11 protein-coding genes are annotated in these 12,186 nt (G+C 72.6%); 6 read left to right on the top strand and 5 right to left on the bottom strand.

Annotated features, from left to right (window positions below):
* Positions 1–32: 32 nt before the first annotated feature.
* Positions 33–158, top strand: coding sequence for a hypothetical protein (locus tag ACIRQY_RS19065; RefSeq protein WP_351789653.1), 126 nt, complete (start codon positions 33–35; stop codon positions 156–158).
* Here ACIRQY_RS19065 and ACIRQY_RS19060 read toward each other — a convergent pair whose 3' ends face one another.
* The 3 genes from ACIRQY_RS19060 to ACIRQY_RS19050 form a co-directional block, all read right to left on the bottom strand.
* The gene (locus ACIRQY_RS19060; RefSeq protein ID WP_351789490.1) at positions 159–842 is read right to left on the bottom strand and encodes a UbiX family flavin prenyltransferase; all 684 of its coding nucleotides are present in this window, start codon (positions 840–842) and stop codon (positions 159–161) included.
* A gap of 32 nt (positions 843–874) precedes the next feature.
* The gene (gene mqnP, locus ACIRQY_RS19055) at positions 875–1,714 is read right to left on the bottom strand and encodes a menaquinone biosynthesis prenyltransferase MqnP (protein ID WP_403927316.1); all 840 of its coding nucleotides are present in this window, start codon (positions 1,712–1,714) and stop codon (positions 875–877) included.
* Positions 1,715–1,856: 142 nt separating this feature from the next.
* Entirely contained in the window at positions 1,857–3,314 is a 1,458-nt protein-coding gene (locus ACIRQY_RS19050) for a menaquinone biosynthesis decarboxylase (protein ID WP_351789485.1), read from the bottom strand.
* A gap of 89 nt (positions 3,315–3,403) precedes the next feature.
* Here ACIRQY_RS19050 and ACIRQY_RS19045 point away from each other — a divergent pair, with 89 nt between their 5' ends.
* From ACIRQY_RS19045 to ACIRQY_RS19025, 5 genes are all read left to right on the top strand, one after another.
* Complete coding sequence (locus ACIRQY_RS19045; protein ID WP_351789482.1) at positions 3,404–3,796, top strand: PLD nuclease N-terminal domain-containing protein; 393 nt, start codon at positions 3,404–3,406, stop codon at positions 3,794–3,796.
* A 562-nt stretch (positions 3,797–4,358) separates the two neighbouring features.
* Positions 4,359–4,979 carry a flavodoxin family protein gene (locus ACIRQY_RS19040; protein ID WP_403927044.1) on the top strand — a complete coding sequence of 207 codons (621 nt, stop codon included), beginning with the start codon at positions 4,359–4,361 and terminating at the stop codon, positions 4,977–4,979.
* A gap of 111 nt (positions 4,980–5,090) precedes the next feature.
* Positions 5,091–5,543 (top strand): nucleoside deaminase, encoded by a 453-nt coding sequence (locus tag ACIRQY_RS19035; RefSeq protein WP_403927041.1) that lies wholly within the window; start codon positions 5,091–5,093, stop codon positions 5,541–5,543.
* Between the two features lie 155 nt (positions 5,544–5,698).
* Positions 5,699–7,759, top strand: a complete 2,061-nt coding sequence (locus ACIRQY_RS19030) for a hypothetical protein (protein ID WP_403927038.1) — start codon at positions 5,699–5,701, stop codon at positions 7,757–7,759.
* Between the two features lie 4 nt (positions 7,760–7,763).
* On the top strand, positions 7,764–9,311 hold the full coding sequence (locus tag ACIRQY_RS19025) for a hypothetical protein (RefSeq protein WP_403927035.1): 1,548 nt from the start codon (positions 7,764–7,766) through the stop codon (positions 9,309–9,311).
* Positions 9,312–9,398: 87 nt separating this feature from the next.
* Here the strand turns inward: ACIRQY_RS19025 and ccsB are convergent, their stop codons facing one another.
* Entirely contained in the window at positions 9,399–10,478 is a 1,080-nt protein-coding gene (gene ccsB, locus ACIRQY_RS19020; protein ID WP_403927032.1) for a c-type cytochrome biogenesis protein CcsB, read from the bottom strand.
* Positions 10,475–12,184 carry a cytochrome c biogenesis protein ResB gene (locus ACIRQY_RS19015; RefSeq protein WP_403927029.1) on the bottom strand — a complete coding sequence of 570 codons (1,710 nt, stop codon included), beginning with the start codon at positions 12,182–12,184 and terminating at the stop codon, positions 10,475–10,477. The genes ccsB and ACIRQY_RS19015 overlap by 4 nt, the downstream gene beginning before the upstream one ends.
* Positions 12,185–12,186 lie beyond the last annotated feature (2 nt).

Below are 12,186 nucleotides of genomic sequence, written 5' to 3'. Positions count from 1 at the left end.
GATCAAAGACGATCTTTCAGGAGTGTGTCACCGTGTACACGATCGAGATGGCCTACGCCCGTATGCGCGAGCTGCAGGAGATGGCCAACCGCTCGCGTGCCCACCAGCGGTCCGCCGCCCCGAAGCGCGCCGAGCGGAAGCCCGCGAAGAAGCGCTGATCATCCCCGGGGGGTGGCGCCACCGAGCTCACCCTCCCAACGGCGGTACAGCCGGTGCGGCACCCCTGCCGCGTCCAGCACCCGCCCGGCGACGAAGTCCACCAGGTCCTGGATGTGCGTCGCCCCCGCGTAGAACGCCGGAGAGGCGGGCAGCACGACCGCGCCCGCCTCGTCCAGCGTCACCATGTGCCTGAGCGTCTGCCCGTTCAGCGGGGTCTCCCGCACCGCGACGACCAACGGCCGCCGCTCCTTCAGCGTCACGCTCGCGACCCGCTGCAGCAGGTCCTTCGAGAGCCCCAGTGCCACTCCCGCCACCGCGGCGGTCGAGGCGGGCACCACCAGCATCCCCTTCGCCGGGTACGAACCCGAGGACGGCCCCGCCGCCAGGTCGCCGGCCGCCCAGTACCGCACGTCGTCCAGCGCGCCGGAGAGACCGGCGGCGCCGAACGCGTCCGGCTTCCCGTCGGCGCCCCGCGCCAGCCACGCCGCCAGGTCCTCGCGCCAGTGCGCGTCCCGGAAGGGGAGCCCCGTCTCGTCGAGCAGCGTGAGCCGCGAGGCCCGCGACACGACCAGGTCGACGCTCTCCCCCGCCGCGAGAAGCCCCCGCAGCACGGCGGCCGCGTACGGCGTGCCCGACGCCCCGGAAACTCCCACGACCCACGGTGTGCGCTTGCCGTCGTTCATGCCGTCGAGCCTATCCGCCATCGGACCGGGAACTACGGCGTCAGGCCGCGGACCAGCAGGTCCAGCAGGGCGCACACGAACAGGGTGATCCCGATGAAGCCGTTGGTCGTGAAGAAGGCCCGGTTCAGCCGGGACATGTCGTGCGGCTTCACGATCGAGTGTTCGTAGCAGAAGGCCGCCGCCACGATCACCAGACCGGTCCAGAAGAACAGCCCGGCGCCGGTCGCCAGCGCGTACCAGACGAGCAGACCGGTGGTGAGGACCGCCGAGACGCGGGCGCCCCACAGCGCCGCCGGGACGCCGAAGCGGGCGGGCACCGACATCACGCCGGTCGCCCGGTCCGCCTGCACGTCCTGACAGGCGAAGATCAGATCGAAGCCGCCGATCCAGACGCCCACCGCGAGGCCCAGGATCACCGCGTCCCAGGACCATTCGCCGGTCACCGCGAGCCAGGCTCCGACCGGCCCCATGGCCTGCGCGAGACCGAGGATCGCGTGCGGGAAGTTCGTGAACCGCTTCCCGTACGGATAGACGACCATCGGGACGACCGCGAGCGGCGCCAGCGCCAGACAGAGCGGGTTCAGCAGGGCGGCGGCGCCGAGGAAGACGACGACCGCGATCCCCGCCCCGGTCCACGCCGACCGCACCGACACCGCGCCGGTCACCAGCTCGCGGCCCGCCGTGCGCGGATTGCGCGCGTCGATCTCGCGGTCGATGATCCGGTTGCAGGCCATGGCGAAGGTCCGCAGGCCCACCATGCAGACGGTGACCAGGAACAGCGTCCACCAGTGGATGCTCCGGTCCAGCCGGTACATCGCGGTGAGCGAGGCGATGTACGCGAAGGGCAGCGCGAAGACCGAGTGCTCGATCATCACGAGACGCAGGAAGGACCGCGTACGGCCCGGCTGCGCTCCGGGAACGGCGGCGGTGGTCACAGCCCGCACCCCGGACCGCCCGCGCGGCGGCGCGGCGCCCGCGCCCCCGTACCGCCAGTTCCCCGCGTGTCGCGCCCGCTCACAGCCCGTACTCCTTCCACCGGCGGTCCACCAGGGCGGCCGTCGCCGGGTCCGACTCCACCATGTCCGGCCAGCCGCCGTCCCGGGTGTAGCCCTCCTCGGGCAGCTTCTTCGTGGCGTCGATGCCCGCCTTGCCGCCCCAGAACTGCTGGTAGGAGGCGTGGTCGAGATGGTCGACCGGGCCCTCGACGACCGTGAGGTCCCGGGCGTAGTCGGTGTTGCCGAGGGCGCGCCAGGAGACCTCGTGCAGATCGTGGACGTCGCAGTCCTTGTCGACCACGATGATCAGCTTGGTCAGCGACATCATGTGCGCGCCCCAGATGGCGTGCATCACCTTCTGCGCGTGCTTCGGGTACTTCTTGTCGATCGAGACGATCGCGCAGTTGTGGAAGCCGCCCGACTCCGGCAGGTGGTAGTCGACGATGTCCGGCACGATGATCTTGAGGAGCGGCAGGAAGAACCGCTCGGTCGCGCGGCCCAGCGGACCGTCCTCGGTCGGCGGGCGGCCGACCACGATCGACTGGATCAGCGGGCGCCTGCGCATGGTGACGCAGTCGATCGTCAGCGCCGGGAAGGGCTCCTGCGGGGTGTAGAAGCCGGTGTGGTCGCCGAAGGGGCCCTCCGGGAGCATCTCGCCCGGCTCCAGCCAGCCCTCGATCACGACCTCGGCCTGGGCCGGGACCTGGAGCGGGACGGTCTTGCAGTCGACCATCTCGATCCGCTTGCCCTGCACGAAACCGGCGAACAGGTACTCGTCGATGTCGCCCGGCAGCGGAGCCGTCGAGGCGTACGTCACCGCCGGGGGGCAGCCGAAGGCGATGGCGACCGGCAGCCGCTCGCCCTTCGCCGCCGCGACCGCGTAGTGGTTCCGGCTGTCCTTGTGGATCTGCCAGTGCATCCCGATGGTGCGCTTGTCGTGGCGCTGGAGGCGGTAGAGGCCCAGGTTCCGCACGCCCGTCTCGGGGTGCTTGGTGTGGGTGAGGCCCAGGTTGAAGAAGGAGCCGCCGTCCTTCGGCCAGGTGAAGAGCGCGGGCAGCCGGTCCAGGTCGACGTCGTCGCCGGTGAGCACGACCTCCTGCACGGGGGCCGCCTCGGACTTCACCTTCTTCGGCGGCACGTGGACCATCGAGCCCAGCTTGCCGAAGGCCTCGCGGACACCGACGAAGCCGTGCGGCAGCTCGGGCTTGAGCAGTCCGCCGATCTTCTCGCCGATCTCCGCGTACGACTTCAGGCCGAGGGCCTTGAGGAGCCGGCGGTCGGTGCCGAAGACGTTCATCGCCAGGGGCATGTCGGAGCCCTTGACGTTCTCGAAGAGGAGCGCCGGGCCCCCCGCCTTGTTCACCCGGTCGACGATCTCCCCGACCTCCAGGTACGGATCGACTTCGGCCTTGATGCGCTTGAGGTCGCCTTCACGTTCCAGAGCCCTGAGCAGCGAGCGGAGATCGTCGTAAGCCATAGGGGCAAGTATCGGTCACCGGCTACCCTTGACCTGTCACCGGGGCGCCGAACTGTGCCCCCGCCACCGCTTCCGGGGGGCCGTCCCACATGCTCAGAGCGCTGCTGTTCATCCTGCCGCTGGCTCTGATGATCTACGCCTTCATCGACTGCCTGAACACTCCGGAGGAAGAGGTCAAGCACCTCCCCAAGCCGGTCTGGGCCATCGTCGTACTGCTGTTCTCCTTCGTGGGGGCGATCGGCTGGATCGTCGCGGGCAAGCAGCGCAAGCCGCGCGGCCGGGGTGCCCCGGGCGGCTGGGTCGCCCCCGACGACAACCCCGAGTTCCTGAAATCGCTGCGGGAGGAGAAGCCCCGCGACGAGGACCCGGAGACCGCCGTCCCGCAGCAGGACGAGAGCCGCCTGGAGGACTGGGAGGCCGACCTGCGCCGCCGCGAGGAAGAACTGAAGCGCCGCGAGCGCGACGGGGACCCGGAGAGCTGACGGCCCCGGGCCGGGGCCGGGGCAGGGCCGGGAGACTGACGGCCCCGGCCAGAGCAGGGCCGGGAGATCCGCCGGAGGCCCGGCGGGCCACGGACCCGGCCGGACGGAACGCCGGAGGCCCGGCGGAGCGGGCCCCACGGGCTCGACCGACAGGTCGCGGATCCCGACGGAACGTCCACAGGAAGCCCGGCGGGCAGGCCACGGGAGCCTCGGTCCGGCGCGGTCCGGCGCGGTCCGGCGCGGTCCGGCGCGGTCCGGCGCGGTCCGGCGCGGTCCGGCGGGACGGAAACGCCGCACTCTCCGCGGAGTGATCCCCCGTTGTCTTCCGGTGGCTCCGCGATGTGCCTTCCGGTGGCTCCGCGACAAGGCTCACGCCTTCGTGTCCGGCCGGGCGCGGACCCCGGCCGAGGCCCGTACGCCGGACCGCCGGAGGCCCGGCGGAGCGGCACGCCGGAGGCCCGGCGGAGCCGGTCTTCGCAGGTCCGGCGGTCGCGCCTGAGCGGTGGAATACCTTGGGAGGAAGGCGAGTTGGCAACGGTTACCCCATGACACCGGAGCTGACATGACCTTCGACGCCGCCCCTGGCGCGGACCGCTCGTTCCTCTTCGTGCTCGGCAGTTCCCGGGCCGACGGCAACTCCGAGATCCTGGCCCGCGAGGCCGCCGCCCACCTGCCCGCCGGTGTCTCCCGGCGGTGGGTGGACCTGAACCGGCTGGTGCTGCCCGACTTCCAGGACGGCCGCCACGAGGTGTCCGGGCGGCCGACCGGCGAGGACGAGCGGCTGCTGCTGCGGGCCACCGAGGAGGCGACCGACGTCGTGATCGTCTCGCCGCTCTACTGGTACAGCTTCTCCGCGCAGACCAAGCGCTACCTCGACTACTGGTCGGGCTGGCTGAACATGCCGGGCTCCGACTTCAAGGAGCGCATGGCGGGCGGCACCCTGTGGGGGGTGACGGTCATGGCCGACGACGACCATGTCGTCGCCGACGGCCTGACCACCTCCCTCAGCCACTCGGCGGCCTATCTGCGGATGCGGTTCGGCGGCGTCCTGACCGGGACGGCCTCCCGGCCCGGCCGCATCCGCACCGACGAGCGGGCGCTGACCGCCGCCCGGAGCTTCTTCGACCGCCCCGCGCCGCTCGCCCGCTTCCCCTACGAGGAGACCGCCGGGGCCGTCGCCTGACCCTCCGCCCCGGAGCGGACCCGCCGGACCCGCCGGACCCGCTGCACCCGCTGCACCCGCTGCACCCGCCGGACAGGTGACGCGCGGGGCCCCACGGGGAAGGCTCTCCCCATGGACCGGGAACAGGACCTCGCGCGGCTCGCCGTCGCCCTCGACGAGGCCCGCGCCGGACGCGCCGAGGGGGGCGTCCCGATCGGCGCCGCCCTCTACGGACCGGACGGGACGCTGCTCGGGCGCGGCCACAACCGCCGGGTGCAGGACGGCGACCCGTCCGCGCACGCGGAGACCGCCGCGTTCCGGGCGGCCGGACGGCAGCGCTCGTACCGGGGGACGACGATGGTGACGACCCTCTCGCCCTGCTGGTACTGCTCCGGGCTCGTCCGGCAGTTCGGGATCTCCCGGGTGGTCGTCGGGGAGGCGGAGACCTTCCGCGGCGGGCACGAGTGGCTGGCCCGGCACGGCGTCGAGGTCGTCCTGCTCGACGATCCCGAATGCGCCGCCCTGATGCGGGAGTTCGTCACCCGGCACCCCGCCCTGTGGAACGAGGACATCGGCGAGGCATGAAGGTCCGCCGAAACCTCCCGTACGGCCACAGCCGCACCACACCCCCGCAACGACTCGAAAGCAGAGTCGAAAAGGCGAAGGCTTTCCCAACAACCCGCCCATATCCTGAAGTTGACTGTGACGGGGGTAACGGGGGCACACGGGGGTGACGGATCGTGGCAAGAGATCTGTACGGCCGGGAGGCGGTCCTGGAGGACGGCGGGCTGGTGGCCCGCCTCAGCGGTCTCACCCGGGAGGGCGGCGCCCGGGTGCCGTTCGAGCACGGTGACGACCCACCGGTCACCGTCTTCACCGGCGGCCGGGGCACCGGCAAGACGGCCCTCCTGAAGGAGGTCCGCGACCGCTACAAGGGGTACACGCCGCTGGCCCTGTTCGACTGCGAGGACGTCGAGCCGCCCGCCGACCACGGCCCCGGCTGGACCCCGGTCACCGGGGCGCTCGCCGAACTCGCCGTGCAGCTGTCGCCGAAGGTCCTGGGCGCCCGGCCGGTGCGGTTCCCCCGGCTCTCCCTCGGCCTGGTCGCCGTCGCCTCCCTCGCCTGGTCCCGGGAGGACGACGAGCGGGCCCGCCGCGACCTGCTGCGGCTCGGACCGCTGCTCTCCACGGTCGACGCGACCCGGGGCGCCGCCGCCAACTGGGTCGGCAAGGTCCTCTCCACCCTCGCCTCCACCTTCGCCGAGGCCGCCGCGCCGCTCGCCGGGATGCTGGCCGAGGCCACCGTGGAGACCGTCCTCGAAGAGGTCTTCGGACGCCTCCAGCGGACCTCCGAGAGCTGGTACGGCAGCTACCGCAACGCGGGCGGCAACGGCAAGGCCGGGCTCCAGCAGCTCGCGATCGACTTCGAGCAGGACGGCCGGCGGCGGCGCGAGGCCGAGGACTTCCTCGTCGGCGCGCTCGTCGAGGACCTGCGCCGCTCCTACACCGGGCTGGCGCGCGGCGCCCGCGTCGGCCGCCCGCTGCTCCTCCTCGACAACGCCCACGAACCCCTCGGGCGGCAGCTCGTCGAGCCGGTCCTGCGGGCCCGCGCCGGGGGCCGCCGCGACCGGACCGTCGTCCTCGCCACCTCCCGCGTCCGGGACCACGAGGGCCTGCGGCAGGCCACCCGCACCCGGCTGCCGGAGACCGCGCACCGGGCGCCCTGCCCGCGCGGGACGAGCATCGGCTCCGGCATCCTCGCCGTCGAACTGACCCCGCTCTCGCCCGCCCAGACCCGGGCCGCCTTCGACCACCGGGACCCGGCGGGCCGGACCCCCGCCGAACTCGCCCGCGCCGTCCACCGGCTGACCGGCGGACGGCCCCTCGGGGTGGCGCTGCTCAGCCGGGCGGCGGGCCAGGCTCCGGCGCACCTCACGGCGCACCTCACCCCGGGGCGGCTGCTCGATCTGACGGTGGAGCTCCGCGAGGACTCCCCGCCGGTGCCGGTGGCCCCCGCCCTGCTCGCCGAGCTGCTGCCGGTGCGGCGGCCGGGGCCGTACGCCGTGCTCGCCGCCGCCCACGACGAGGAGTCCGCCCGGATGCTGGCCCGCGCCCGGCTCCAGGGCGCGTCCCTGGACGGGGACGTGGCGCTGCGGGTCCGCGACCTGCTGCGCGCGGAGGACTGGCCCGAGAGCCCCCGGCACTTCGTCGCCGACCCACTGCTGCGGGCGCTGCTGCTGCACCGGCTCCGCTTCGAGGACGACGACCACCCCCGGTACACGGCCTGGCACGCCGTCCACGAGACCCTGCGCCGGCACTACGGGCCCGGGCCGGGCCCGTACCGGCTCCACCACGATCTGGCGCTGGGCCGCACCGACGAGGCCGTCGGCCATCTGCGGGAGACCTTCCCCGACGCGGACGTCCTCGGCTGGCTGGGGCGGCTGCGGTTCATCGCCTCCGCCCCCCATCCGCGCGAGCGCGGAGCCGCCGGGCCCGATCCGCGCCGGGCGGCGGCCCTGGGGCAGGGGCCGCCGGGTCCGCTGCCGCCGGGGCTCGACGCCGACGCCGTCGCACTGCACCTGGCCGTACGGCGGCTGCTGCACGCCGTATGGCTGCTGACCGATCCGCTGGCGCTGCCCGACGAGGAGGTGGCCGACCGGCTCGCGCACGAGCTGCGCAGGCTGTCCGGCCGTCATCTGACGGGCAGCGGTTCCCTCTGGGACGCGGCCACCCACTGGCCGCGTGACATCCGTGCCCGGCGGGAGCTGTCGCTGCCGCCGGGCCGCGAGGACGGAGTCTGACGTCATGCCCGACCGACTGCTCGACCCCCTGCGCCGCCGTGTCCGCACCCCTCGCCAGAAGCTCGTCGCCTCGGTCGTCGCCGCCGCCTTCGTCCTCGGGGCCGGTGGCTACGGCGTGGTCCGGCTCACCACTCCGGAGGATCGTTCCTGCGCCGCCGGGGTGGCGCGTCCGGCCGGCAGCTCCGAGTGCGTGGGCGTCAACGGCGACGGCCATGACTTCGGCGTCGCCGAGCTCCGGGAGGTCGCCGGGGCCATCCGCGCCGAGAACGCCACGCTCAAGAGCGGCGAGTACGTCACCGTCGCCGTCCTGCTGCCCCTGACCTCCACCGACGGGGGGATGCGGAACAAGGTGCTGCACGAGGTGCAGGGCGCGTACGCCGCCCAGCTGCGGGCCAACCACGAGTCCAACGGGCAGCGGCCCACGATCCGGCTGGTGCTCGCCAACACCGGCCGGGGCAACGCCCACTGGCGTGCCGCGGTCGATCAGGTGATATCCCTGGCCGAGGGGCCGGAACGGCTGCGGGCCGTCTCCGGCATCGCCACCTCCTCCACCGAGATGCGGCAGGCGGTGACCGTCCTCACCAGGGCCAGGGTCGCGGTGGTCGGCACCACCATCACCGCCGACGACATCGCCAACGGCCCCGGCGGCAAGCCGTTCCCCGGGCTCGCCCGGGTCTCCCCCACCAACAGCGACGAGGCCAGGGCGCTGGCGCACTTCGGCCGGGTCGAGGCGGCCAAGGCACTCCTCGTCCAGGACACCCGGAGCGGTGACCACTACGTCGACACCCTGAAGGCGGCGTTCGCCACCTCGCTGAAGGACGCGCCGCTGGAGCCGCTGGAGTTCACCGCCGCGAGCGATCCCACCCAGGAGGGCACCACCGCCAACACCTTCCGCAACATCACCCACATCATCTGCGACACCCGCACCGACACGGTGTTCTTCGCGGGCCGCCACACCCAGCTGCGCCAGTTCATCAACGCGCTCGGCGACCGGGGCTGTGTGGACCGCGCCTTCACCGTCCTGACCGGCGACGAGGGCTCGTACCTGGGCGCGGACGCCAAGCTCGACAAGAACGCCCTCAAGGGGAGGCTGACCGTGCGGTACGCGGCGCTCGCCCACCCCGACGCCTGGCTGCCCGGCCCCGGCCGGAAGGTCCCCGCGACGGGCGGCTCGACCCGGGCGTACGAGGACTTCGTCCGGGACATCACGAAGGTGACGCCGAAGGACCGGCCGGTGGCGCTCGCCGACGGGCAGGCGATCATCGCGTACGACGCCCTGACGACGGCGGTGCACGCGATCCGCCAGGCCACCCCGGACGGCGCGGCCTATCCGACGAAGGAGGACGTGGGCAACCAGTGGCCGCAGGTCAAGGGCTCGCTGCGGGTGACGGGCGCGAGCGGCTGGATCTGCCTGGACAACTACGGCAACCCGTACAACAAGGCGGTCCCGATCGTGCAGCTGGCCCCGGACGGCACCCAGCGCTTCGTCCAGATGGCGTGGCCCGAGGGCCGTCCGCCGACCGAGACGTGCCTGCCGCCGAAGCGGGGGTGACGGCGGGGGAACGGGACCGGCCCCCGGCCTTCGGGCCGGGGGCCGGGGGTCCGGCGGTGGTGCCGGAGCGGACTCCGGCGGGCCGGGTCAGACTCCGGCGTAGGAGTGCTTGCTGGTCACGAAGATGTTCACGCCGTAGTAGTTGAACAGGAAGCAGGCGAAGGCGACGAGCGCGATGTACGCGGCCTTGCGGCCCTTCCAGCCCGCCGTGGCCCGCGCGTGGAGGTACGCGGCGTAGCCGACCCAGGTGATGAACGACCAGACCTCCTTGGCGTCCCAGCCCCAGTAGCGGCCCCAGGCGTCCCCGGCCCAGATCGCGCCCGCGATGATCGTGAACGTCCACAGCGGGAAGACGGCCGCGTTGACCCGGTAGGAGAACTTGTCGAGCGAGGCGGCCGAGGGCAGCCGTTCGAGGACCGAGCGGGCGAAGGAGCCCGGGTTCCCGCCGGTGGCGAGCTTGTTCTCGTACGAGTCGCGGAAGAGGTAGAGGACGGTGGCGACGGCCCCGAGGTAGAAGACGGCGCCGCAGAAGATCGCGGTGGAGACGTGGATCCACAGCCAGTACGAGTCGAGCGCCGGGACGAGCTGGTCGCTGGGGGTCTTCAGCCAGGTGGTGGCCACGCCCAGGTCGAGCAGGACGGTGGTGACCAGCGGCAGACCGATCCAGCGGACGTTCTTCTTGGCGAAGAGGAAACCGAGGTACGCGCCGACCGCCACCGTGGAGAAGGTGGTGGAGAACTCGTACATGTTGCCCCAGGGGGCCCGCTGCACGGCGAACGCCCGGGCGATCACGCCGGAGGCCTCGACCAGGAAGGCGAGGACCGTGAGCGAGACGGCGATGCGGCCGTACAGGTCGCCCTTGACGGTGCCGCCCGCCGCGCCGGGGCCGTCCGGCACGTCACGGGCGCCGGCCGCGGCGCGGGTGACGACCTTCGGCTTGTCGAGCACGGTGGTGCCGCCCGCCTTCTTGACCTGGACGGTCACGGCGGGGGCGGTGGCGGCGCGCGGGGTGAGGGCGGCGGCGGTGCGGCCGACCTTGCTGCGGCTGCCCAGCACCCACTCGGCGATGTGGGCGAAGAAAGCCAGGGTGTAGACGGCCATCGAGGAGTAGATGAGCACGTCGCTCATCCGCGCCAGGCTCTCGTTGGTCGTGGCGGCGAGGATCACTTGTCGGCCTCTCCAGAAGGGGCAGGTTCTTCTGCGGGTTCGTCCGCGGGTTCCGGTGCGGGGGGCGCGTCCTGGGTGAGCGCGAGCGCGAGGTCTCCCAGTTCCTCGGGGAGCTTCGCGGACTCGCTGCGGCCGAGTCCGGCCATCTCGACGACGGTGACGCCGTCCTCACCGCGGACGGCCCGGACCCAGACCCGGCGCCGCTGGATGAAGAGCGAGCCGGTCAGACCGGCGATGGCGGCGATCGCGCCCGCGAGCGCCAGCCCGTTGCCGGGCTGCTGCGAGATCTGGAAGCTGGCCCACTCCCTGATGTCCTTCTCGAAGGTGATCGAGCCGGCCCCGTCGGGGAGGGTCATGGTCTCGCCGGGCAGCAGCCGCTGGGCGAGCTTGCCGCCGGACGCGTCCTTGAACTGCTTCATCTTGGTCTTGTCGAGCTGGTACACGTTCTGCGGCAGCCCGGAGTCGACCCGCAGGTCCCCGTGGTAGCCGGTGAGCGCCATGACGGGGAAGTCCAGCGCGGGGAACTGGGAGAACATCGTGCCCTGGCCCGCGCCCGCGAAGGTCGGCACGAAGAACGCCTGGAAGCCCAGCTGCTCCTTCTCGCCGTTCTTGTCGCGGTAGCCGTCCATCACCTTGATGGCGCCGGTGGAGGTGACGTTGTTGTCGATGGGCAGCAGCGGCACGGCGGCGTTGTAGACGACCTTGCCCCGGCCGTCCCTGACGGTGACGACGGGGGCGTAGCCGTGGGCGATCAGATAGACCTTGGAGTCGCCGACCTTGAGGGGTTCGTTGACCCGGATGACGGCCTTCGTCGGCTCGCCGCCCCGCGTGTAGGTGACGGCCGCCTCGAAGGTGCGCGGGGTGCCGCGCTGGGGGCCGCTCTTCTCGTAGGTGCCGTCGAAGGCGTCGAGCTTGAAGCTGAACGGTTCCAGCTCCCCGATGCCGAACTGGGAGCCGGACTTGAAGTCGTCGTACTGGGTGAGCGTGTTGGAGAAGCCGTCGCCCTCGACGATCAGCTTGCCGCCCTCGGACTTGAAGAGCTGGCCCCAGGCGAAGGCGACGAGCATCACGATCAGGGCGACGTGGAAGGCCAGGTTCCCGGCCTCGCGCAGATAGCCCTTCTCGGCGGCGACCGCGTCCCCCGCGGTGTGGGAGCGGAACCGGCGGCCCTTGAGGAGCCCGAGCGCGGCGGCCCGGACCTCCTCGGGAGCGGCCTCGGTGCGCCAGGTGGTGTACGCGGGGAGCCGGTCCAGGCGCCGGGGGGCGCCCGGCGGCCGGCTGCGGAGCTGGCCGACGAACTGTCCGGTGCGCGGCACGATGCAGCCGATGAGGGAGACGAACAGCAGTATGTAGATCGCGGAGAACCACACCGAGCTGTAGACGTCGAAGAACTGCAGCTTGTCGTAGAGCGGGCTGAGCGTCTCGTGGGCCTCCTTGAAGGCCTGCACCTTCATCTCGTCCGCGCTGTTCTGCGGGACGAGGGAGCCGGGGACGGCGCCCAGGGAGAGCATGAACAGCAGGATCAGCGCGACCCGCATGGAGGTCAGCTGCCGCCAGAACCAGCGGATCCAGCCGATGACCCCGAGGACGGGGCCGCCGACGGGGGCGTCGCCCCGGTCCTCGGTGGGGGCGGTGGAGAGGTGCTCCCCCGCGTCGCCGAGGCTCTCCTGCCGCTGCGTCGTGCCGGAAGTGTCGGTCGTACTCATGG

This window comes from Streptomyces sp. NPDC101490 (assembly GCF_044767145.1).
Classification (GTDB): Bacteria; Actinomycetota; Actinomycetes; order Streptomycetales; family Streptomycetaceae; genus Streptomyces.
The sequence above is the reverse complement of the archived record's forward strand: the minus strand, read 5'-3'. Positions and strand labels throughout refer to the sequence as shown.